At 57.6% G+C, this 23,669-nt stretch carries 19 protein-coding genes; 6 read left to right on the top strand and 13 right to left on the bottom strand.

What is annotated here, in order from left to right:
• Positions 1-26 precede the first annotated feature (26 nt).
• The gene (locus tag MDG893_RS08450) at positions 27-2,075 is read left to right on the top strand and encodes a TonB-dependent receptor family protein (RefSeq protein WP_007153336.1); all 2,049 of its coding nucleotides are present in this window, start codon (positions 27-29) and stop codon (positions 2,073-2,075) included.
• A 16-nt stretch (positions 2,076-2,091) separates the two neighbouring features.
• Here the strand turns inward: MDG893_RS08450 and MDG893_RS08445 are convergent, their stop codons facing one another.
• The 4 genes from MDG893_RS08445 to tmpT form a co-directional block, all read right to left on the bottom strand.
• Complete coding sequence (locus MDG893_RS08445) at positions 2,092-3,639, bottom strand: SpoVR family protein (protein WP_007153335.1); 1,548 nt, start codon at positions 3,637-3,639, stop codon at positions 2,092-2,094.
• Positions 3,636-4,925 carry a YeaH/YhbH family protein gene (locus tag MDG893_RS08440; RefSeq protein ID WP_208855183.1) on the bottom strand — a complete coding sequence of 430 codons (1,290 nt, stop codon included), beginning with the start codon at positions 4,923-4,925 and terminating at the stop codon, positions 3,636-3,638. The genes MDG893_RS08445 and MDG893_RS08440 overlap by 4 nt, the downstream gene beginning before the upstream one ends.
• Before the next feature lie 39 nt (positions 4,926-4,964).
• Entirely contained in the window at positions 4,965-6,887 is a 1,923-nt protein-coding gene (locus tag MDG893_RS08435) for a PrkA family serine protein kinase (RefSeq protein WP_040474441.1), read from the bottom strand.
• 233 nt (positions 6,888-7,120) lie between these two features.
• Positions 7,121-7,774, bottom strand: a complete 654-nt coding sequence (tmpT, locus tag MDG893_RS08430) for a thiopurine S-methyltransferase (protein WP_007153332.1) — start codon at positions 7,772-7,774, stop codon at positions 7,121-7,123.
• 98 nt (positions 7,775-7,872) lie between these two features.
• Between tmpT and MDG893_RS08425 the strand changes: the two genes are divergently transcribed.
• The 4 genes from MDG893_RS08425 (at position 7,873) to MDG893_RS08410 (ending at position 13,357) form a co-directional block, all read left to right on the top strand.
• A complete protein-coding gene (locus tag MDG893_RS08425) occupies positions 7,873-8,808 on the top strand; it encodes a D-2-hydroxyacid dehydrogenase (RefSeq protein ID WP_007153331.1) in 936 nt (311 codons plus the stop codon).
• Between the two features lie 161 nt (positions 8,809-8,969).
• On the top strand, positions 8,970-10,187 hold the full coding sequence (malE, locus tag MDG893_RS08420; protein ID WP_007153330.1) for a maltose/maltodextrin ABC transporter substrate-binding protein MalE: 1,218 nt from the start codon (positions 8,970-8,972) through the stop codon (positions 10,185-10,187).
• 11 nt (positions 10,188-10,198) lie between these two features.
• Positions 10,199-11,935 carry a methyl-accepting chemotaxis protein gene (locus tag MDG893_RS08415; RefSeq protein ID WP_007153329.1) on the top strand — a complete coding sequence of 579 codons (1,737 nt, stop codon included), beginning with the start codon at positions 10,199-10,201 and terminating at the stop codon, positions 11,933-11,935.
• Between the two features lie 99 nt (positions 11,936-12,034).
• Positions 12,035-13,357, top strand: coding sequence for a YihY/virulence factor BrkB family protein (locus tag MDG893_RS08410; RefSeq protein WP_007153328.1), 1,323 nt, complete (start codon positions 12,035-12,037; stop codon positions 13,355-13,357).
• Here MDG893_RS08410 and MDG893_RS08405 read toward each other — a convergent pair.
• The 4 genes from MDG893_RS08405 to MDG893_RS08390 all read right to left on the bottom strand — a co-directional run bounded on the left by MDG893_RS08405 (position 13,354) and on the right by MDG893_RS08390 (position 18,110).
• Positions 13,354-14,394: an HDOD domain-containing protein gene (locus tag MDG893_RS08405; RefSeq protein WP_007153327.1), complete on the bottom strand. Its 1,041-nt coding sequence runs from the start codon at positions 14,392-14,394 to the stop codon at positions 13,354-13,356. The two genes, MDG893_RS08410 and MDG893_RS08405, sit on opposite strands and share 4 nt — an antisense overlap.
• Positions 14,395-14,508: 114 nt before the next feature.
• Positions 14,509-15,738 carry a DUF445 domain-containing protein gene (locus MDG893_RS08400; RefSeq protein ID WP_007153326.1) on the bottom strand — a complete coding sequence of 410 codons (1,230 nt, stop codon included), beginning with the start codon at positions 15,736-15,738 and terminating at the stop codon, positions 14,509-14,511.
• Positions 15,739-16,013: 275 nt separating this feature from the next.
• Entirely contained in the window at positions 16,014-16,748 is a 735-nt protein-coding gene (locus MDG893_RS08395) for a 16S rRNA (uracil(1498)-N(3))-methyltransferase (RefSeq protein ID WP_007153325.1), read from the bottom strand.
• 9 nt (positions 16,749-16,757) lie between these two features.
• Positions 16,758-18,110 carry an adenosylmethionine--8-amino-7-oxononanoate transaminase gene (locus tag MDG893_RS08390; protein WP_007153324.1) on the bottom strand — a complete coding sequence of 451 codons (1,353 nt, stop codon included), beginning with the start codon at positions 18,108-18,110 and terminating at the stop codon, positions 16,758-16,760.
• 182 nt (positions 18,111-18,292) lie between these two features.
• On the opposite strand from MDG893_RS08390, the gene MDG893_RS08385 reads away from it, so the two are divergent.
• On the top strand, positions 18,293-18,781 hold the full coding sequence (locus MDG893_RS08385) for a DUF2505 domain-containing protein (protein WP_007153323.1): 489 nt from the start codon (positions 18,293-18,295) through the stop codon (positions 18,779-18,781).
• Positions 18,782-18,799: 18 nt separating this feature from the next.
• Here the strand turns inward: MDG893_RS08385 and MDG893_RS08380 are convergent, their stop codons facing one another.
• From MDG893_RS08380 to ahcY, 5 genes are all read right to left on the bottom strand, one after another.
• Positions 18,800-19,546, bottom strand: coding sequence for an amino acid ABC transporter ATP-binding protein (locus tag MDG893_RS08380; protein WP_007153322.1), 747 nt, complete (start codon positions 19,544-19,546; stop codon positions 18,800-18,802).
• Between the two features lie 13 nt (positions 19,547-19,559).
• Positions 19,560-20,231, bottom strand: a complete 672-nt coding sequence (locus tag MDG893_RS08375; protein ID WP_007153321.1) for an amino acid ABC transporter permease — start codon at positions 20,229-20,231, stop codon at positions 19,560-19,562.
• A 69-nt stretch (positions 20,232-20,300) separates the two neighbouring features.
• Positions 20,301-21,059 carry a transporter substrate-binding domain-containing protein gene (locus tag MDG893_RS08370; protein ID WP_007153320.1) on the bottom strand — a complete coding sequence of 253 codons (759 nt, stop codon included), beginning with the start codon at positions 21,057-21,059 and terminating at the stop codon, positions 20,301-20,303.
• 209 nt (positions 21,060-21,268) lie between these two features.
• Complete coding sequence (gene metF / locus MDG893_RS08365) at positions 21,269-22,138, bottom strand: methylenetetrahydrofolate reductase [NAD(P)H] (RefSeq protein ID WP_007153319.1); 870 nt, start codon at positions 22,136-22,138, stop codon at positions 21,269-21,271.
• A gap of 12 nt (positions 22,139-22,150) precedes the next feature.
• Entirely contained in the window at positions 22,151-23,545 is a 1,395-nt protein-coding gene (gene ahcY / locus MDG893_RS08360) for an adenosylhomocysteinase (protein WP_007153318.1), read from the bottom strand.
• Positions 23,546-23,669 lie beyond the last annotated feature (124 nt).

Genomic DNA, 23,669 nt, shown 5'->3' with positions numbered 1-23,669 from the left:
AGGTGGTCGTTCCCAGGAGGTTAGTCGTGGTCTTTCCAGCGTTGATATCCGCTGGAACATGGGCTAACGCCAACGCGCAGCAGAGCGTGGAGTCGCAAGACAATGTCATCAAGGTGACGTCCCCCCGCCTTGAGAGAGACCTCTACGAAACCCCCGCTGCGGTTTCCGTGACCAATGCGCCGGATATCCAGGAGGGCCAGCAGAGGCTGCAACTGGACGAATCCCTGGATACCGTCCCTGGCCTGTTCTTCCAGAACCGCTACAACTTCGCCCAGAATCTGCGGCTGTCCACCCGCGGTTTTGGCGCCAGAGCGCCATTCGGTATTCGCGGCATTCGTATCCAGGTGGATGGCATCCCCTACACCTTGCCCGATGGGCAGTCTCAGATTGATGCGGTGGACCTGGACTCGGCACAGCGCATTGAAGTGATTCGCGGGCCGTCGTCGGTTCAGTACGGTAACGCCTCGGGCGGAGTGATCGACATTACCACGGCCCGGGGAGACGAACGGCCGCCGGGCGCACGCCTGCGTCAGGATGTGGGAAGCAACGACTATTACAAAACCACGTTTCAGGCCAACGGAAATGAGGGAGCGACGAGTGGCATCGCAACTGCGTCCTGGCTCAACTACAACGGTTACCGCGATCAGAGCCAAGTCGAGAAAGGTCTTTTCAATGGGCGGGTGTCTCATGGTTGGGGAGCAGGCCAGCGTTTAACGGCCACCTTCAATGCCTTGCACACGCCGAAAGCAGAAGATCCCGCCGGTCTGACAGCGAGCCAGGTGGAACAAAATCGCCGCCAGGCGACGGCCAATGCCGAACGGCTTGATGCCGGCCAGGACGTTGACCAGCAGACGCTGGGGTTGCTTTATGAAACCGCCGAGATGGGTACTGGGGATCTGACCGTTAGTACCTTTTTCACGCACCGTGACTTTGCCCAGCAACTGCCGTTTCCCGGCCCCAGCCGGATTGCCTACGACCGGCAGTTTTATGGCGTCAGTACGGACTACCAGCAGGGCAGCGAGGTAGCGGGCCTTCCGCTGACCTGGGTGGTGGGCGCGGATCTTCATCGCCAGGTTGATGAACGCCGGCGCTATTCGGTGTCGTTTGACGGTGATGTCACCGGACAAACCCAGGACGAAACCCAGAACGGCACTACCGCCGCGGTGTTTGCCCAGGGTGATCTGGCATTGACGGAGCGCCTGAACGTGTCTCTGGGCACCCGGTTTGATCGCTTGCGGCTATCGGTGGACGATCACAGGACCAGCGACGGCGACGATTCCGGCAGCCGCACCTATCGGGAATTCAGCGGCTTTGCGGGAGTCAGCTATCGGTTGGCGCCACGCCAGCAGTTCTACGCCACGGTGGGCACGGCCTTTGAAGCACCCACCTTCACGGAGTTTGCCAATCCCGACGGCAGCGGTGGCTTCAATCCAGACATTGAGCCCCAGCAGGCGCTTAACCGGGAAATGGGTATCCGCGGCGCCTTGGGGCAGGGGATCCGTTATGACCTGGCGCTGTTTTCCATCCGGGTGGATGACGAAATCCTGCCTTACGAGATCAATAATCGAACTTTCTACGAAAACGCCGGGCGCACAGAACGGAATGGGCTAGAACTCGGCCTGAAGTGGGACATTTCTTACGCCTGGCGCGTAACCAGCGCCGTGACCCTGGCGGACTACACACTCAAGGACTTTACCGACGAGCAGGGCAATGACGCCGATGGCAATCGCCTGCCGGGGTTACCGCAGGAACAATGGGTCACGGAAGTAGAGTGGCGCGGTGACGGGCAACAATTTGCTGCCCTGGAATGGCAGTATGTCGGTGATCTGTACGCCGAGAACAGCAACCAGACCAAGGTCAACGACTACTGGCTGTTGGGGATTCGGGCCGGTGACAGCGTTCGCCTGGGCAGCCAGAGCTTCAGCGTCTACGGCGGTATCCGCAATCTGCTGGATGAGGATTACTTCAGCAACATCCGCATCAACGCCAACGCAGACAGGCCCATCGAAGATCGCGGATACTATGAACCCGCGCCCGGCAGAACCTTCTATGCCGGGCTGGAGTGGGCATTCTGACAATCAATGGCCACATTCAATCCGCGTCGTCCGGCTCCCGTTCCGGGCAGTGGCATTCTTCCATGACCACGCCGTTTTCGACGCTTTCCAGATGGACATCAAAGCCCCACAAACGATGCACGTGACGAAGCACCTCGTTAGTGTCGTCGCCAAGTGGGACCCGGTCGACGGGAATGTGCCGCAGGGTCAGTGAGCGATCGCCCCTGACATCCACGTTCCAGACCTGGATGTTGGGTTCGCGATAGCTCAGGTTGTATTGCCGTGCGAGCTTTTCCCGAAGGCTGCGGTAGCCAGGGTCATCGTGGATGGCTGTGATCCGGTAGACGTCTTCCTCGTCATCGTTCTGAATGGCAAAAAGCTTCAGGTCCCTCATTACTTTTGGGGACAGGAATTGCTGGATGAAGCTCTCATCCTTGAAATTCTTCATGGCAAAATGCAGGGTTTCCAGCCAATCAGAACCGGCAAAGTCCGGAAACCATTCCCGGTCCTCGTCGGTGGGGTTTTCACAGATCCGACGCAGATCGGTGAACATCGAAAAACCCAGGGTGTAGGGGTTGATGCCTGAATACCAGGGGCTGTCAAACGGTGGCTGGTAAACCACAGCCGTATGGCTTTGCAGGAACTCCATCATAAAGCCGTCGTTCACCAGACCCTTGTCGTACATCCGGTGCAGCAGAGTGTAATGCCAGAAAGTGGCCCAGCCCTCGTTCATCACCTGGGTCTGGCGCTGAGGGTAGAAGTACTGGCCCAGCTTGCGAACGATACGAATGATTTCCCGTTGCCAGGTCTCCAGCAGTGGCGCGTTCTTCTCGATGAAGTAGAGGATGTTTTCCTGGGGTTCCTCCGGGTAGCGCTTCTTGCGACTCACCGGGTCGTCGTCCTCGCCCAGTTTGGGGATGGTGCGCCAAAGATCGTTGAGCCGGCGCTGCTGGTATTCCTCTCGCTCTTTTTGCCGTCGCAGTTCCTCGGCGGCGGAGATCGGCGCGGGGCGCTTGTAGCGGTCAACACCGTAGTTCATCAGGGCATGGCAGGAATCCAGGATTTCTTCAACCGCGTCGAGGCCATAGCGCTCCTCGCATTCCGCCACGTAGTTGCGGGCAAACACCAGGTAGTCAATGATGGCGCTGGCGTCGGTCCAGGTTCGGAACAGGTAGTTGCCCTTGAAGAATGAGTTGTGGCCATAGGAAGCGTGGGCAATGACCAGTGCCTGCATGGGCAGGGTGTTCTCCTCCATCAGGTAGGCAATGCAGGGGTCTGAGTTGATCACGATCTCGTAGGCAAGGCCCATCTGCCCCCGCTGATACCCTTTCGAGGTAGACAGGAACTGCTTGCCGAAGGACCAGTGGTGGTACCCCACGGGCATGCCGACGGAGCTGTAGGCGTCCATCATCTGTTCGGCGCTGATCACCTCTACCTGGTTGGGGTAGGTGTCGAGGCCGAACTCTGCCGCACATTTGGCGATTTCCTCGTCGTACTTCTCGATCAGCGGGAAGGTCCACTCAGAACTGGTGGATATGGGTTCCCGGGTTTTCGGCTCGTTGGGTCTGTCGATGGTGTCGGTCATGCGGCTTTCCTCTCGAACAACTGGCGGAAGACCGGATAGATTTCACCAGGATCGGCGATCTGTTGCAGCGCGAAGCTCTGCGGGAACCGCTCCTGGATCTTCTCGTATTCGTACCACAGCATCTGGTGATCCTGGGGCGTGATCTCCACATAGGCGTAATACTGCACCAATGGCAGGATGCTGTCGGCCAGCAACTTGCTGCAGATGGGAGAGTCGTCGTTCCAGTTGTCGCCGTCCGAAGCTTGGGCGGCATAGATGTTCCATTCCGCAGGAGAATACCGGGACTCGATGATCTTGTGCATCAGCTTGAGGGCGCTGGAGACAATCGTGCCGCCGGTTTCCCGTGAGTAGAAGAACTCTTCCTCGTCCACTTCCTTGGCGCTGGTGTGGTGGCGGATGAAGACCACTTCGATCTTCTTGTAGTTCTTCTTCAGGAACAAATACAGCAGGATGAAGAAACGTTTGGCGATGTCCTTGTGCATCTGGGTCATCGACCCGGACACATCCATCAGGCAGAACATCACGGCGCTGGTGGCTGGTTGTGGCTTCTTGATGTGCTGGCGGTAACGCAAGTCAATTTCGTCAATGAACGGAATGCGCCGAACATTGGCCTTGAGATCGGCAATTTCATCCTCCAGGGCTTTGATCTGGTCCTCGTGGCTGAACGCCGGGTCCAGATCCTCCGGTGCACTTCTCAGTGCGGCCAGCTCTTCCTCCATTCGGCGTATTTTCTTGCGGCGTGCACCGCCGAGCCCAAGGCGGCGGGCATGGGCGCCTCGTAACGAACGAACCACGTCCAGCTTGGCGGGGATGCCCTGAGTTGAAAAACCGGAGCGAACGTATTTGAACGCCTCGGTGTCTTTCAGTTTTTTACGGGCTAGATTGGGCAGCTCCAGATCATCAAACAGAAAGTCGAGGAATTCTTCCTGGGTGATCTGGAAGGCAAACTCATCCATGCCTTCGCCGTCCGGGCTGGCCTGGCCTTGTCCCTGGCCTCCGCCGCCACCTCCCGGAGGTTTGGGCACCGTGTCACCCGTCACAAACTCCTTGTTGCCCGGATGCACCATCTCCCGTTTGCCGCCCTGGCCATGGTGGAAAATCGGTTCGTCAGTATCCCGGGAGGGAATACTGACGTTCTCGCCACGCTCAATATCCGTAATGGAGCGCCGGTGAACCGCGTCCGCCACTGCCTTTTTGATGTGATGGCGGTAACGGCGCAGGAAACGTTCCCGGTTTACCGCGCTCTTGTTTTTGCCGTTCAGTCGCCGGTCGACTACGTGGGTCATACCCATAGTTTCACTCCAGTTCAGCGTATGAAGGCTGACTTATTGAGACTTACGAACCCGCAGGTACCATTCCGCAAGGAGACGGACCTGTTTCTCCGTGTAGCCTCGATCGACCATACGTTCGACGAACTGCTTGTGCTTGTTCTGATCCTCCTGGCTGGCCTTCGGATTGAAGGAAATAACCGGCAGCAGGTCCTCGGTATTGGAGAACATTTTCTTCTCGATCACGCTGCGCAGTTTTTCGTAGCTGAGCCAGGACGGGTTGCGACCCTGGTTGTTCGCCCGTGCCCGCAACACGAAATTGACCACCTCGTTGCGGAAGTCTTTCGGGTTACTAATGCCGGCAGGCTTCTCGATTTTCTCCAGCTCGTCGTTAATGGACGAGCGGTCGAGAATTTCCCCGGTTTCCGGATCACGGTATTCCTGATCCTGAATCCAGAAGTCGGCATAGGTGACGTAGCGATCGAACAGGTTCTGGCCGTATTCGCTGTAGCTTTCGAGGTAAGCCGTCTGGATTTCCTTGCCAATAAACTCAACGTAGTGAGGCGCCAGGAACTCCTTGATAAACCGCAGGTAGCGGTCGTGGGTTTCGGCCTGGAATTGCTCCTGCTCGATCTGTTTTTCCAGCACATAGAGCAGATGCACCGGGTTAGCCGCCACCTCCGTGGTGTCAAAGTTGAACACCTTGGACAGAATCTTGAACGCGAAACGGGTGGATAGTCCGTCCATGCCCTCATTCACGCCGGCTGAATCGCGATATTCCTGGATGGATTTGGCTTTGGGGTCGGTGTCCTTGATGTTCTGGCCATCGTAGACCCGCATCTTGGAAAAGATACTGGAGTTTTCCGGCTCCTTGACCCGCGACAGGATGGAGAACTGCGCCAGCATATCCAGGGTATCCGGTGCGCAGGGGGCGCCGGAGAGGGAACTGTCGCGCAGCAGTTTGCGATAGATATCAATCTCTTCGGTCACGCGCAGGCAGTAAGGCACCTTGACGATGTATACCCGATCAAGGAAGGCCTCGTTATGCTTGTTGTTGCGGAAAGTCTGCCACTCGGACTCGTTGGAGTGGGCCAGGATAATACCGTCGAACGGCACGGAGCCCATGCCTTCAGTGGTGTTGTAGTTGCCTTCCTGGGTGGCGGTGAGCAACGGATGCAGCACCTTGATAGGCGCCTTGAACATTTCCACGAATTCCATCAGGCCCTGGTTGGCCTTGCACAGACCGCCGCTGAAGCTGTAGGCGTCCGGGTCATCCTGGGAGAAGTCTTCCAGCATGCGGATATTCACCTTGCCTACGAGGGCGGAGATGTCCTGATTATTGTCATCGCCCGGCTCGGTCTTGGATACACCCACCTGGTCCAGTACCGATGGGTACATCTTCACCACACGGAACTGACTGATGTCGCCGCCGTACTCGTGCAGGCGTTTTACCGCCCAGGGCGACATGATGGACTTGAGGTAGCGGGGCGGGATGCCGTATTCCTCTTCAAGAATACTCGCATCCTCGGCGGGATCGAACAGGCCCAGTGGCGACTCGTTGACTGGTGAGCCTTTGATCGCATAGAAGGGCACTTTCTGCATCAGTGACTTGAGTTTTTCAGCGAGCGAGGACTTGCCGCCACCGACGGGGCCAAGCAGGTAGAGTATCTGTTTCTTCTCTTCCAGGCCCTGGGCAGCATGGCGGAAGAAGGAGACGATGTTTTCCACAGCCTCTTCCATGCCATAGAACTCGGAGAATTCCGGGTAACGCTTGATCACCTTGTTGGAAAAGATACGTGACAGCCGGGAGTCACGGGATGTGTCGACAGGCTCCGGCTCGCCAATGGCCAGTAACATCCTTTCTGCGGCAGTGGCGTATGCCGCCGGGTCCTTTTTGCAGATCTCCAGGTATTCCTCAAGAGTGTATTCTTCTTCCTGAGTTGCTTCATACCGGTCTTTGAAATGCTGCATTATGCTCATAGATGGCCCCTCGCTTGCTCTCTTGCCATGAAAAGACAGCTTTTAGTTCACACAATATCCCCGTTGCTGTTGGGTCCGCCGCTCCAGGCGGTCGTTATGGTTATGGGTGGAAGTATAGGGAGTAACAGACCGATTTACGCTGACGCGTTTATGTCGGTCTTGTTACTGTGAGCTTAGTTCAAGCTTCGGGACTTGGACAGGAGTAAAAGCGTTAAGGTTCATTAAATTGTGTATCAGCGCTTTCTGAGACGGAACACGCTCTCCGTCGCGCCAGCAAGGCCTTTACGCTTGGTAAAAGGGTGATCTTTTGCCAGTGTATTGGTGAGTATGTGTTCGATCTCGTAATCAGCGGAGTATAGTTTTAGTACTTCTTCGTCACTGACGTTGAACGGCGGGCCCTTGATGTCGGCGTCGTAGTCCAGAGTGATCAGAAGTATGCGGGTGCCATCCGGAATCACGGCGGTCAGGTGGTCGACATAATCCTGGCGCATGTGGGGTGGCAGCGCGATCAGGGCGGCACGGTCGTACACCAGCCGGACGTGCTTCAGGTCTTCTGGCACCAACTGGAAAAAATCGCCGCACCAAAGCTGCAGATCGTCGTGGGCAAATTTGGTGAAGGGCTCGCCCGGGTGAACCTTCGCTTTCTCCTGGCCCTCTTCGAAAAAGTCCTTGCAGGCAACCTCACTCAGTTCCACGCCGATGACAGCGTGGCCGCGGTCATGGAGCCACCACATGTCATGGGCCTTGCCGCACAAGGGAACAAGTACGGTATTGGTGCCATTACCGGCGAGCTCTGGCCAGTGGTCATGGAGGTATTGATTGACAGTGCCTTCGTGGAAGCCGATTTCTTTCTTGGCCCAGCGTTCGTGCCAGAACTGATGTTCCATGAGCGTTCCCCTTTTCGCCAATTGGAGGTTTAGCTCAGTCTAACTTAATCTGGGGCTCTGTTGGTCGGCCAAAAAACTTCACGAATAAGGAACGACGAATGAAAGCCGTATTTCTGGACGCAGACACACTGGGTAACGATGTGGACCTTTCGCCGATTGAGGCCGTGACCGGGGAGATGGTCAAACATCCGCGGACATCCCCTGAGCAAGTGCAGGCGCGCATACGGGGATTCGACACGGTGTTGGTGAATAAGGTTGTGCTGTCGCGGGAGCACTTCGAGGCCTGCCCGGAGCTGAAGACGGTTGCGGTGGTGGCGACGGGGCTGAACAACATTGATAAGGAAGCGGCGAAAGACCACAACGTAACGGTGATGAACGTGACCAACTACGGCCGCTCCACCGTGGCGCAGCACACCATGGCGTTGATTCTCGCGCTGGCCACGCGTTTGGTGGATTACGACAAGGACGTGCGGGCCGGGCGTTGGGGACAAAGTTCGATGTTCTGCCTGATGGATTATCCCATCATGGAACTGGAAGGGCGCACGCTGGGGGTTGTTGGCTATGGCGACCTTGGGCGGGGTGTTGTTGAGCGCGCAAAGGCATTCGGGATGAATATTCTGCTTGGTGCAAGACCGGGCCAGACGGCTGGCGAGGTGGACGGTTACCCCCGGATTCCCATGGATGAGCTGCTGCCAAAAGTGGATGTGCTGTCGCTTCACTGCCTGCTGACGGACGACACCCGGAATATGATAGGCGCCAGTGAACTGAAGATGATGAAAAAGGAGGCGCTGTTGATCAACACCAGCCGTGGCGGCCTGGTGGATGAGCAGGCACTGGCCGATGCCCTGCGGGCCGGGACCATTGGCGGTGCCGGTTTTGATGTGCTTACGGAGGAGCCGCCCCGAAATGGCAATCCGCTGCTGGCGGATGATATTCCCAACCTGATTGTGACGCCTCATTCGGCCTGGGCGAGTCGGGAAGCGCGGCAGAGGATCGTCGATATTACGGCGCGTAATCTATCTTCGCTGGTCTGATTTTCTGACGGTTTTCCCGGGTACGCCCCCTCACTCCCCCCTGAAAAGTTCGCAGCCGTATGACGCGGCTGCGGTTCTTCCCCGCCTAAACTCCCTGTGAAATGCCCCGATAGTGGCATGCGTTTCACCAACGCTCAAACAATAACAACAGGGCGATACCTATGATCAGACCCCTCCTGGCTCTTGTGCTTTCCTGCGTTCTCTTTTCCGCACCGGCGTTTTCCTTTGAACGCGGTGAACTGCTTATCTGGATCAACTCCGACAAAGGGTACGAAGGGCTGGCCGACGTTGGCCGGCGCTTCGAGGCGGAAACGGGTATTCCGGTGACCGTGGAGACGCCGGACGATCTTACCTCCGAGTACGATCATTACGGCTACTCCTCCAAGGCGCCCGATCTCGTGATCTGGCCCCACGATCGTTTTGGAAGCTGGATCAATGAGGGCCACCTGCGCCCCATCGAACCGTCCGAGCAGGTGCGTGAGGCTATTGCACCCTTTGCCTGGCAGGCGGTTTCCGTGGGCGATCGGGTGTATGGCTACCCAATCGCCATGGAAGTGGTCAGTCTGCTCTACAACAAGGATTTGGTCTCAACACCGCCCGCCACTCTGAAAGGCGTGAAAGCTGAGCATCAACGACTGAGCGCACAGGGTATTGAGGCCATCTCCTGGGACTACAAGAATGTGTATTTTTCCTGGCCAGTGTTCGCCGGATCCGGTGGGTACAGTTTCGGCCTGGAAAACCAGGTTTACGACCTCTCCGATGTTGGTGTGGACACAGATGGCGCTGTCGGTGCCGTGGCAGGCATAAAAGACTTGCTGGATTCCGGTGTGCTGTCGGCAGATGCGGATTACGGCACCATGATGGACGGCTTCAAGGCCGGTCAGACTGCGATGATCATTAACGGTCCCTGGGCCTGGAGTGAGATACGGGACGCCGGTATCAACGTGGGCATAGCCGACGTGCCCACTGTCAGCGGTGAACCTGGAAAACCCTTTGTGGGCGTGCTGGCCGCCGGGATCAGCGCGGTATCCACCAACCACGAACTGGCACGTCAGTTCATGGAGGACTATCTGCTGACCGAATCCGGCCTGCACGCCGTGAATGACGACAAGCCCCTGGGCGCCGTGGCCCATCTCGATGTGGTGAAAACCCTCAGCGAAGACCCTTTTATTGACCATACCTTCCGTTCCGCCAGTCGTGGGGAAATCATGCCCAACATTCCTGAGATGAAACGCTTCTGGGATCTGATGACCATCCGTTTTGGCGGCATGCTGGCCGATGATTACCCAATAGCGTCCACGCTCAAGGAGGCTGCAGGGCGGCTTGAAAGGCTGGATGACATGCGGGGCTGGACACGCCGGCATTACGTTACGAACTGAGTGAGCTCGCTATGGCATTCCCCCGATTAGAATTGACCATCCGTTCCCGGGTGATCCTGTTGTTTACCCTGTTGATAGGCCTGTCCGTTGCGTCATCGGCCCTGGTTTATCAGCGCATAGCCGGCATTGGTGACAGTGTCGATCAGCAGGCACGCGGCATCGCCGGCCAAATGGTTGCCATTGATGAGCAGTCCGAACTCATTGACCAGCAAAGGGCGTTGGGCAGGCTGTCCGAACGCGTTACGGTCGCCCAGCAACATATGGGTGCGATGCAGTATTGGTACTTCCACGCCGCGCTGAACGCGGATATGGAGTCCCTGGACAAGGCTCAGGCCGCCTCCGAACAGTTGGTGGACGAACTGGCTACCATGATGGCGGCCGATAGCAGCCTGCAGGCGGAGATCGCGGAAATGACAGAAACCGTGGAGCAGTACCGTACGCTCGGCGAAAAAATGTTCGAGTTCTTTGAAAAATCCATGATGCTGATGGGGCGTTCGATGGCGGAGGCCGCCCGGGAACAGGCCGTTAGTCTCACGGCTAGCCTCAACGATATCCGAAGCGGCTACCAGCAACGGGAGGCCGTACTCACCGAGGGCGTGTTGGGAGCCGGAGAGACTGTCAGGCGTGCCAGTGATCAGGTCGCCATAAGTGGCGGTGCTATTCGACACGAAATTGATCGGGCTGGATCGGTAAGCCTGATAATGGCTGGCGCGCTTGTTATTTCGGCATTGTTGCTGGGCACGCTGTTCCTGCGTTCACTGCTTCGCCCGGTGCGCAGGTTGGGGCAGCGCATTGGTGAAATACAGGCCGACAATGATCTGCGTGGCAGCCTTGAGTACCGCAAGAATGATGAATTAAGCGTGATCACCCGCGCCTTTGACCAGATGCTGGCGCGATTTGGCGGTCTGATCGGTCATGTCGCCGCCTCCACCAATGAATTGGGGGATATGGCGGCTCAGGGACGGGAAAGCAGTCAGAGTCTTGCCGACCAGGTTGGACGCCAGCAACAGGAAACCGGTCTGGTGGCGACAGCCGCAAACGAAGTTACGGCCACTGCGGAAGAAGTCCGGAAGAGTGCCAACCACGCGGCATGCCTTGCCGATGAGGTTGGCGGATTGACGCACAGTGGCGGTCAATCGGCGGATGAAGCCGTTGCTGCTATGGCTCGGCTGGAAACACGAGTGGAAGCCGTGGCCGATACCATCGCCGGGCTGGCCAGCCAAAGCCAGTCTATCGGTCAGGTCGTGGATGTAATCCGGGGCATCTCGGAGAAAACCAACCTGCTGGCATTGAACGCTGCCATTGAGGCGGCCAGGGCCGGTGAAATGGGCCGGGGGTTTGCCATTGTGGCCGACGAAGTCCGGGGTCTGGCCAGCCAGACGGCGAACTCGACCGGGCAGATAGACGATCTCGTGTCATCGTTGCAGGCACAGTCCCGTGATGCCGTCGAAGCGGTGGAGGCCGGGCGGGAGGAGAGCCGTACAACCGTCCAGCGTATCCGGCAGTGCAGCGAGAGCCTGGGGCTGATCGACGAGAAGGCGGGCGAAATGCGTTTGCTCAACCAACAGGTCGCCCAGGCTGCGGCTGAGCAGAGCGAGGCTGTCAGCAAAATCGACGAAAACCTGATTAACCTCAAGCGCCAGATTGAAGACATTTCAGACAATGCCCGCGATACCGGAAGCATGACCGATTCCCTCGCGTCACTGAGCGAAGTGCTGAGAGGAAATATCAGCCAGTTCCGATACTGAGCCGAAACCGCTAGTAAAAGCCACACAATACGCCATACTTTGTTGTGATTTGGTATCTGACTGATAATCTGTACAAAACACTGGCAAACAGGACGTTGTGTGGCTTCATTCCAATTCAAAGATCGGCTTCAGTCTGCGGAAACCTGGATTCTCGCCAACCCCAATCCACCGCAACACTGGCCATGGACCTGGCTTTATAAAACCGGGCGAACCGCCTATGCGCTGGCGCGGGATGTTATCAGTGGCAACCTGACGCTCCACGCCATGAGCCTGGTGTATACCACCCTGCTTAGTATCGTGCCGTTGCTGGCGCTGAGTTTTTCGGTGCTCAAGGCGCTGGGCGTACACCAGCGTATGGAGCCCTTCCTGTTTCAGTTTTTTCGGCCCATGGGCCCTCAGGGCGTCGAGATTGCCGAGCAGATTCTGGGTTTTGTGGATAACATGAAGGTGGGTGTGCTCGGCTCGGTCGGCCTGGCACTGCTGGTTTATACCGTGGTGTCGCTGGTGCAGAAAATCGAGCGCTCTTTCAATATGATCTGGCGGGTGCCGGACATGCGTTCAATGGCCCAGCGCTTCAGCAATTATCTCAGCGTTATTATGGTGGGGCCGTTGTTGATGGTGTCGGCTATCGGTATAAGTGCCACCATTTTCTCGTCTGCGTTCGTGCAGGCGCTGATGGAAATTGAGCCGCTCGGCTCCATGATTGTCTTCGCCACCCGCTTTACCCCATTCATGCTGGTGGTCGGGGCGTTCACCTTCGTATACGTGTTTATTCCCAACACCCGGGTGAAGCTTCGCTATGCGTTTATTGGTGGACTGGTAGCAGGTATATCCTGGCAGGCAGCAGGTATGTTGTTTGCGTCGTTTGTCGCCGGTTCCGCCAAGTACGCTGCCATCTATTCCAGTTTCGCCATCGGCATCATCCTGTTGATCTGGGTGTACCTCAATTGGATGATTCTGCTGCTGGGGTCCAGCATTGCCTTCTATCTGCAGAACCCGGGCTCGGTGGCCAAACGCAGTCAGGTACGGTTGTCGCCGGAGCTTCTGGAAAAAACCGGGCTGGCGTTAATGTGGCTGGTGGCGAAACCCTTCAGCGAAGGTCGGCCGGCACCGCAGCAGGAAGCGGTTGAGCAGCAACTCAGGGTGCCGGGGGAGGTGACCCGTGGTATCAGTGACAAACTGATCCGCGCCCGACTGCTGACATTGGCCGGGCGCAATGGCGATTGTCTGGCCCCGGGTCAGTCCCTCGAGAGGATTACCGTTGGCAGCGTGCTGGAGGCCATACGTCATGATGAGGATCGGGTCGCTGACCGTTTACCTTATGCCGTGCCGAGTTATCTGATGGAGCGCCCTCCGGAACATGAATCGGTGTCCTTTGCAGAACTGCTGAAGCAGGAAGGCGGTTACGGAGAAAAAACCTAGGCGCGGGTTTTTGCGCCGGCCTCCAGGGTATCGAGGATCACTTTGCGCACCCGTGTAAACTGCTCCCTCGAGATGTGAGTAATGCGCAATACGTCTTCTTCCGGCATATTGCGTTGGTGGGCATGACGTAACACCTCTCGGGTACCGATAATAATGCCGTCGTTCAGCGGGGTGTGTTGCTGCCTCGGCGCCGGCCGTTCCGCCGCCAGAAGCTGGGCGTGGTACTTAGGCGGCAGCCCCCACTCATTGGCCAGCAATTGCGATGTGGCCCACTGGTAGCGGGAAAGGGCGATGTGGATCAGTGAGGGTGGTGGTTCCGTCAGTCCTGATTCCGTCCTGCAGACGCGCTGCAACTCCCTTCGTAATGTGATGTAGGACAACGCCGGCAGTAAGCCGGCCATGAAATAGACGCTGCTATCCTGGCCCTGAATCTTCGCAATCAGCTCCGCGCTGCGGGCACAGGTGAGCCCCCAACGCCATACCCGTTGTGCAAAGAGTGCTTCCCGACTGTTCCTTGCCGCCATCATCGGCCGCATGATGGCGGCGGAAATAACATTGCGAATACCGTCCATACCCAGAACAAAGACTGCCTGGTCCACCGAGTCGATAGACTGGTCGCCGCTGCGGAAGTAAGGGCTGTTGGCAATTTGCAGTAGCTGGTCGGTCAACGCGGGGTCATTGAGGATGATCTCCGTCAGTTGGTTGCGGCCTGTGTTGGCATCGGAGAGAGCCCGCATCAGCATCGGCAGGGTCATGGGTTGGCGCGGTAACTCGTCCAGTTCATTGTTGGCTATTCGCCAGCGCAGTTGTTCCAGAACCTCATCCCATTGCCCGGTTTCTGAGCGTAGCGTGGCAGGGGGGGAGTCAAGCAACCAGCAAAACAGACGCTCTTCCAATTGGTCGACCAGGGCCGGATCTATGTCCGGGCTGTCGCTTGTTGACACCACCGGGTTGAGCAGGCGGGATTCGGGTGCTGTTGCGGTTGTTGGTTTGTCGGACGAGAAAAGTCCTGAAATCCAGGAAATAAAGCCTGGCATCCGATGCCTCCGGGAAAAGAATAGTCGCCGGGAAATACATACCCGCACACCACGAGTATAGAATGAGCTGGCGGCTATGCACAGTATAACAGCAGGCTTTATGGCGCTGGAGCCTCAGAAAACAGAGCCTCCGAAGACGAACACCAATTGGCAGATACCGGCGGCGAAGCCCAGGAAGGCGCCCACCAGAATCAATTTGATCTCATCCTCCTGAAAACAGGGGCGTAGAAGATCCTGGAATTCCTCAGACGAGAGGGCAATCATGCGCTCCACCATGATGCTTTCCACGGCCCGCGCCCGGTCGGTTTCAAAAACCGGATTGTTGAAAGAGGTTTGTGAGATTTCGATGGCCTTCTGACCCACCTGGTTCTTAAGCGTGGCAAAGCCTGTTGGTCCAAACGCCATCTGGGTCAGGGCCTTACCCATGCCGGCGGTTTCGTCCACCAGGGGTTTAATGTGCTTTTTGACCATGTTTCGGGCCCGGTCGCCTTTCGGGCCTTCCAGTATGGCGTTGATGATGTTGCCAACGGTGAGGATTTCGTGGGTGACGATGTGGCAGAAGGATTCGGCGACTTGCTGCTGGCGTTTGAGGAACAGTCCCTGGAACCGGACAGGGCCGACTTTCTTTTCGTGCAAGGGCCGGAAGATCACGTTCAGCGCGATCCAGTTGGTCGCCCAGCCCACCATCAGGCCAAAGAAAGGCAGTACCCACCAGCTTTGGTAGAAATACCAGACGGTCATCTGAACCAGGCCGAACAGGAAACCGAAGTAGAAGCCGGAGTTGATGATGAAGCGGAATTCCACTTCTCCGCACTCAATGAAGATCCGGTTCAGCAGGCGTTTGTCCTTGGCCAGGCGTTCGATGACCATGCTTTTGATGTCGAGCAGGTCTTCGATGTTGTCGGAGACGTCGCCGACGAGGTTGTCCACCAGCTGCGGGGTGGATTTGCGTACCCGGTCGTAGACCATGTTTCTGGCGGAGGAAGGCAGGTTTTCCCAGAAGGTGGGATATTCCTTGAGCATGAGTTCGTCGACGTATTCTTCGGTGCGGGGTTCGACGGTGTAGATTATGTGGGCAGCGAGCACTTCGGGGTCGATCTGCTGGAAGATTTCCTGCACGGTGCCAATTTTGGAGATGGTGGCGTCGACGCTGATGGCGGCCATTTTGCGGGCCTTTGAGGGGATGATGCCCTGCCAGCCCAGCAGGGGGGGGTTGCCGACGAATTCCAGTGGGTAGAAGGTCATTTTGATGGCCAGCCAGTTCGTGGTCCAGCCGATCAGGGCGGCAATGACGGGGATACTGAGGTATTGCCAGAATTCTGGGGTACTTAGCAGGCTTGTCATCTGGTGCTCGCGTTCTTTGGTTGTTGGTGATTTGGTGCCATACCGTTAAGGAACATTCTCCAAAACACGCTCCTGCGGCACATCCATGTGGCGCTTGGGCTCCGCCATCCATGGATCCGCACAGATTAGAGAATCCTTCCCGTAAGGCAGCCCAAACCACGGAGGCGCCTTCAACAGTCTTCTCGCTTTGATGCTCGACAGGGATCATGTTGTCAGGCGCTGCGTCTGTCAATGACTTACCTGCCGGCCTGAGACGGCGGCACGGTCGGAACTTGTCAGTCTCCGATGTCTCCCCACAACCATTGGCACAAGGCCATGGCGGCGACGGGCGCGGTTTCTGTCCTTAGAACGCGGGGGCCAAGGGCAACGGGCAGGAAGCCGGCGTTTGCGGCAGCGGTAATTTCGTCCGGGCTGAGGCCACCTTCGGGGCCGATCATCAAGGCAACGCGGGTGGGTTTGGCGAGGGTGTTCAGGGACTGCTCGGTGCGGTGGTGGAGGACCAGGCGCAAGTCGCAGTCACCCGAGTTTTCAAACCATTCCGACAGTGTCATCACCGGTACTATCTCGGGCACCCGGGCTCGGCCGCATTGCTCGGCGGCGCTGATGGCGACGGATTGCCAGTGGCGCAGGCGTTTATCTTCGCGGTCACCTTTGAGTTTGACGTCGCAGCGTTCGGTGGTCAGCGGCACGATGCGGGTAACACCCATCTCCACGGCTTTTTGGACGGCATAATCCATGCGGTCGCCTTTGGAGAGGGTCTGGCCGAGTACGATCTCCAGGTGGGACTCGGTGGCATTCGCGGACGGCGTTCCCACCTCGACCGACACGTGTTTTTTCCCGGCCTCGGTGATGGTGGCGGGGTAGTCGTTGCCGTCACCGTTGAACAGCAGCAGCTCCTGGCCGGGCTGCATGCGCAGCACACGGCCGACGTGTTGAGCTGCGTTGTCGTCCAGGCCGGCCGTGGCGCCTTCACTCAGGGGTGAGTCGGTGTATATGCGGGGGATGCGCATGGTCTATTGTCAGTCCCGTACGGCGATTTCGATGCCTTCTGTGGCCACTTGGGCCAGGTGGCGGATCTGTTCTTCGGTGATTACGTAAGGGGGCATAAAGTAGACCACGTTACCCAGTGGCCGCAATAGCGACTGGCGGGTGAGTGCATGCTGGTATACGCGAATGCCGCGGCGCTCCTGCCAGGGGAAGGGCTCTTTGGTGGCTTTGTTTTTCACCATTTCCACCGCCAGGGTCATGCCGTGTTGGCGGATGTCGCCGACGTTGGGGTGGTCCGCCAGATGCGCGACGGAGTCTGCCATACAGGTGCTCAGGCGTTTGTTGTTTTCGATGACGTTGTCATCGCGGAAGATGTCCAGGGTGGCCAGGGCAACGGCGCAGCCGATGGGATTGCCGGTATAGCTGTGGCTGTGCAGGAAGGCTTTCAGGGTTTCGTAATCGTCGTAGAAGGCGTTGTAGACCGTATCCGTGGTCAACACCACCGACAGTGGCAGGTAGCCGGCAGTCAGGCCCTTCGACAGGCACATGAAGTCCGGAGTGATGCCGGACTGCTCGCAAGCGAACAGGGTGCCGGTGCGGCCGAAGCCAACCGCGATTTCGTCGGCGATCAGGTGCACGCCATATTTGTCGCAGGCTTCGCGCAGTTTGGTGTGGTAAATCGGGTGGTGCATGCGCATGCCGCCGGCGCACTGTATCAGGGGCTCCACCACCACGGCGCAGATTTCCTCGTGCTTTTCGGCCAGAAGTGCGTCCATGGCCTCAAACTGACGTAGCGCGTATTCCTCGTCGGTTTCGCCGGGCTCCTTGTTGAATGCATCCGGGGAGGGCGCCGTCATGACTTCCATCAGCAGCGGTTGGTAGGTGTCCTTGTAGAGGGCAACATCGCCCAGTGCCAGTGCCCCCAGGGTTTCGCCATGGTAGCTGTTGCTCAGGTTCACGAAGTTTTTCTTGCCCGGCTTACCGTGGTTCTTCCAGTAGTGGAAACTCATCTTGAGCGCTGCTTCAATCGCAGACGAACCGTTGTCAGCGTAGAAGCACTTGTTGAGGCCTTCAGGAGTCACTTCAATCAGCCGCTCGGACAGGCTGACCACCGGCTCGTGGGTAAACCCCGCCAGGATCACATGCTCCAACTGACCAATCTGCTCCTGAATAGCCGCGTTGATTCTGGGGTTCGCATGGCCGAACAGGTTGACCCACCAGGAGCTCACGGCGTCGATGTAGCGGTTGCTCTCGAAATCCTCCAGCCAGACCCCTTCGCCCCGTTTGATCGGCACCAGAGGCAAGGTGCCTTCGTGGTCTTTCATCTGGGTGCAGGGATGCCATACGGATTTGAGGCCGCGGGCAACGAGGTCAGCATTGCGCATGATAAATCTCCGTCAGACGGTGGGGTTCTGTTAGGTTCCAACAAAAGGTCGGTTGTTAACCAGTGCGAATATTACAGTTAACAACGCCTGCTGACCACTATGCCATCCGCCGGTGACCGGCGGGCCAATGTGTGAATGAATCTCACCGCGCACAATCAGGCCATTCTTTTACGGAGGCCTTTATGGAACTGGAATTGAGACATTCATACGATGCTGGCCTGGACCGGGTGCTGGGTGCGTTTTTCGACGAGGCCCATATCCAGGAGAAAAACCAGCGGCTGGGTTCGCGCAATGTGCGTATACCCGAGCTGACCCGCGACGACTTGTCCGCAAAAGTGGTGGTGGAGCGAGAAGTGATGGCGTCCAACGAGGTGCCCGGTATCCTGGCCAGCTTCCACAAAGAATGGAATCGCGTCCGCCAGGAAGAGCACTGGTTCCGCAAGGACGATGGCGAATGGCATTGCGAATTCCGGGTAAAAATTGAAGGCGTGCCTGCCAAGATCAAGGGCAACATGCGCCTGCAGGGTACGGACCAGGCCTGCATCAATTACGTCACGCTGAATGTGTGGTGCGAAGTGCCGTTGCTGGGCAAGAAGATTGCGCGGTTTCTGGCGGATGATTCCCATACCAAGATTGAGAAGGAGTACAGGATCACCCGCCAGTTGTTGTGAAGCAAAAGGCGAGTGGCCTCAGTGCGCCAACACCCGGCTTAGGAACGCCTGGGTGCGCTCATTCTGCGGGTTGTCGAACACATCCGCTGGTTTGCCTTCCTCGACAATCTGGCCTTCGTGGATGTAGATCACGCGGTCGGCCACTTCCCGGGCGAAGCCCATTTCGTGGGTCACCACCATCATGGTCATCCCTTCCTTGGCCAATTCCCGCATCACGTCCAGCACTTCACCGATCATTTCCGGGTCCAGCGCTGAGGTGGGTTCGTCGAACAGCATCAGCCGGGGTTCCATGGCCAGTGCGCGGGCAATGGCCACGCGCTGCTGCTGACCCCCGGAGAGCTGGCTGGGGAACTTGTCCGCCTGGCTGCCGATGCCTACTCGATTCAAGAGGCGTTCCGCCGTGGCGTTGGCGATGGTTTCGGGGGCATCCTTGACCTTTCGGGGCGCGAGCATGATGTTTTTCTTCACCGTCAGGTGAGGGAACAGGTTGAACTGCTGGAACACCATGCCGACTTCCTTGCGGATTTCAGCCAGGGCTTTCGGGTTGCCACTCTTCGGGGCAAGCTCGTTCCCGTCCACCACCAGCTTGCCGGACTCGAACTCTTCCAGGCCGTTGACGCAACGGATCAGGGTGGATTTGCCGGAGCCACTGGCGCCGATAACCACCACCACTTCGCCGGCTTCAACGGTCAGGTCAATTTCCTTGAGGACATGCAGGGTACCGAAGTACTTGTTCATGCCCTGCATTTGCACGATCTGTGTCATGGGTACCTATCCTTCAGACAGAAGCCAGTCCGCGCCGCTCAATCAGGCGGAGCACGAGTGAGAGGGAGAGGGTAATCGCGAGGTACATGATCGCCACCACGAAGTAGACCTCGAAGGCGGTAAAGGTGTTGGCGATGTACACCTGGCCCTGACGAACCAGCTCGCCCACACCGATGACCGAGAACAGTGACGTGTCCTTGATGCTCACGATCGCCTGATTGCCCAGGGGCGGGATCATGCGGCGGAAGGCCTGGGGCCAGACAACCGACCAGAAGGTCTGGGAACGGGACAGGCCCAGCGACAGGCCGGCCTCGGTCTGACCTTTGTCGATGGATTGCACACCGCCCCGAACCACTTCGGAAATATAGGCGCCGGAGTTCAGTGCAATAGCGGCGATACCGGCGGTCAGTGGGTCAATGGGGCCGCCCACCAGGTCCGGAAGGCCGTAAAAGATAAACAGCACCTGCACGAGAATGGGGGTGCCGCGAAAGATTTCGATATACGCTGTTGCGGGCCAGCGCAAGAACCATTTTTTATTGATGCTCAACAGGCCAAAAATAATACCCAGCACAAAACCGATGGCGAGACCGCCAAAGGAAATAAGCAGGGTATAGGGAACGCCTTTGAGAAGGTAAGGAATAGCATTGATGGCTGCCTGCCAGTCAAACTGAAACTGGAATTCCACAGTGGATGTCTCCGTTGGATGGGGAGTTACCAGCCGGGGTGTTGTGCACCCCGACTGTGGTTTTCAGTTTTACATGTCTTCCGGCATGGGGCCGAACCACTTCTCGTAGATTTTCTTGTAGGTGCCGTCTTCCTTGATGGACGCCAGGGCTTCGTTGACGTCGTCCACCCACTCACTGCCGTTTTTCAGGGCGATGCCGTACTGCTGGCCTTCGTAAAGTTTGCCAACGGTTTTGACCTTGCCTTCACCGCGGGTGCTGGCGAAGTAGCCAACGTTGGGTGCATCGTAGAACACCGCATCAACGGCGCCTGACATCAGGGCCATGTACATGTCTGAACTGCCTGGATAGGGCGTTACGCCGTCATTTTTGTCCAGCGTTTTCATCAGGTAGTCGTAACTGGTGCTACCGATCTTGGTGCCGATCTTGACGCCTTCGAGGTCGGAGATCTCGCCAACTTTGCCGTTGTCCTGGCGTACCAGAATTCTCAGGCCGGAATCGTAATACGGATCGGAGAAATCAACGATTTCCTCACGCTCTTCGGTGATGGTGATCCCGGCAATGGCGATGTCCACGTTGCCGGTCTGCAGGGCAGGGATGATGCCGTTAAAGTCCATGGTGTTCAGGTCGATTTCAAAGCCGGCACGGTCTGCCACTTCGCGAATGATCTCCATGTCGAAACCGATCATCTCGCCGGTCTCCTGGTCCATCATCTCGAACGGCACGAAGCTGGGGTCGGTGACGACGCGCAGGGTCTCTGCGCTGGCAGTGCCTGCGGCAACGGTAAGTGCCAATGTTGCGCCAACCGTCTTAAGCCATTTGGTGCTCATACAATCTCCTGTTTTTACTTTTGTTGCCCGTGCACCCGGTGGGGCGCTCCAGAAATGCGGGCTGATCAAGCCTGTTCTTTCCGGGGGCGGTTTGTGGAACTGCAACCCATACACTTTAGACCATCAGGCGGAGAATTTCAGGAAATCAAACGGTTGGAGGAGAGAGCCCTCTCCCATGGAAGGAGAGGGCCGGGAGAGCGGCAAATACATTAAAACGCAATCTTCTCCCGCTCACCAATCCCCAGGTTTTTCCAGATGCTCAGGCTCGGTTCCGCTTGGTTCAGGGTATAGAAGTGCAGCCCGGGCGCTCCTGCAGCAAGCAGTTTCGCGCACATTTCGGTGACCACTTCCTCACCAAACTTGCGGATGCTGTCGCTGTCATCGCCGTAGGCTTCCAGTTGCTTGCGGATCCAGCGGGGGATTTCCGCGCCGCACATGTCCGAGAAGCGGGTCAGGTTGGAGAAGTTGACGATGGGCATGATGCCCGGCACCACAGGAATGGTGACGCCCATCTTCTCCAGACGGTCGATGAAGTAGAAATAGCTGTCTGCGTTAAAGAAGTACTGAGTGATGGCGCTGTTGGCGCCAGCGTCGACCTTGCGGGCGAAGTTCTTCAGGTCGTCTTCCGCAGTGCGGGCCTGAGGATGGAACTCCGGGTAAGCCGCTACTTCAATGTTGAAGGTATCGCCGCTGTACTCGCGGATAAAACTCACCAGCTCATTGGCGTAGCGCAGTTCACCAGCAGCGCCCATGCCGGATGGCATGTCGCCTCGCAGGGCGACGATCCGGTTGATGCCGTTCTCGCGATAAACATCCAGCAGCTCCGCAATGCTGTCGCGGGTGGCCCCCACGCAGGACAGGTGCGGTGCCGTGGAAACGCCCCGTTTGTGAAGGTCCAGCACCGTCTGCACGGTGCGATCCCGGGTGGAGCCGCCGGCACCGAAGGTAACCGAGAAGAAATCCGGATCAACCTCGGCCAGGGTGTTGCGAACCCCTTGCAGCTTTTCCCAGCCCTTGTCGGTCTTGGGTGGGAAAAACTCAAAGCTGAAGCGGCGTTTGAACTGTTTCTGGGTTTCCATGCTGCTACCTGATCAGTACTTGTAACTTTCCGGCTTGTACGGGCCTTCGACCGGTACACCAATATACTTCGCCTGCTCCGGCGTCATCTTGGTGATCACGCCACCAAAACCTTCCACCATGGCGCGGGCCACTTCCTCGTCCAGATGTTTCGGCAGAACCTGAACATAGATACCCTTTTCGCGGGCTTCTTCGGGAAGGTCGGCGAACTTGCGCTCGAACAGGTACATCTGCGCCAGCACCTGATTGGCGAAGGAACCGTCCATGATCCGTGATGGGTGGCCGGTGGCGTTGCCCAGGTTCACCAGGCGGCCTTCGGACAGCAGGATAAGGTGGTCGTTGGCGACCTTGTCGCGATACACCACGTGCACCTGCGGTTTGACCTCGTCCCACTCCCAGTTCTTGCGCATGTAGGCGGTGTCGATTTCGTTGTCGAAATGGCCGATGTTGCACACCACGGCGCCGCTCTTGATGGCTTTGAGCATGTTGGCATCACACACGTTCATGTTGCCGGTGGTGGTCACCAGCAGGTCGGTGTTTTGCAGCAGAGCCTTGTCCACGCCCGCCTCGGTGCCGGTGTTGACGCCATCAAGGTACGGCGACACCACTTCGAAACCGTCCATGCAGGCCTGCATGGCGCAGATCGGGTCGGCTTCAGTGACCTTCACGATCATGCCTTCCTGACGCAGGGAAGCGGCAGAACCCTTGCCCACATCGCCGTAGCCGATGACCAGCGCTTTTTTGCCGGACAGCAGGTGGTCGGTGGCGCGCTTGATGGCATCGTTCAAGCTGTGGCGGCAGCCGTACTTGTTGTCGTTCTTGGACTTGGTCACTGCGTCGTTGACGTTGATGGCCGGCACTTTCAGCTTGCCGTCCCGCAGCATTTCCTGCAAGCGGTGTACACCGGTGGTGGTTTCCTCGGTGACACCGTGGCAGTTAGCCAGAATCTCCGGATACTTTTCGTGGAGCAGGGCCGTCAGGTCGCCGCCGTCGTCCAGAATCATGTTGGGTTCCCAGCCGTCCACGTCGGCGCCAACGGTACGCTCGAGGCACCAGTCGTATTCTTCGTCGGTCTCACCTTTCCAGGCAAAAACGGGGACGCCGCTCTCGGCAATGGCGGCGGCTGCCTGATCCTGGGTGGAGAAGATGTTGCACGATGACCAGCGCACGGTGGCGCCCAGCTCAACCAGCGTTTCAATCAGCACGGCGGTCTGGATGGTCATGTGAATGCAGCCCATGATGTTGGCGCCTTTCAGCGGCTGCTCGGTTTTGTACTTCTCACGAAGAGCCATCAGTGCGGGCATTTCGCCTTCAGCAATGTTGATTTCCTTGCGGCCCCAGCCCGCGAGTGAGATATCGCGAACTTTGTAGTCATCGAAGTTTTTCAGTTTTTCTGCCGGAGTGCTCATATGGTGTTCTCCCGTCTTTGAACTGTTGGCCTGGAGTACTAGTCCCCTGGCCTTGGAATTTGGTGCATCGGCGGTGGGGGATTCTCTCCCCGGAAACGCTACGAGCACATCCATGTGCGCTTGG

Origin of the sequence: Marinobacter algicola DG893 (assembly GCF_000170835.1) — a bacterium.
GTDB classification, from domain to species: Bacteria; Pseudomonadota; Gammaproteobacteria; order Pseudomonadales; family Oleiphilaceae; genus Marinobacter; species Marinobacter algicola.
Note: the sequence above shows the minus strand (reverse complement) of the source record. Positions and strands in the feature narration are given on the sequence as shown.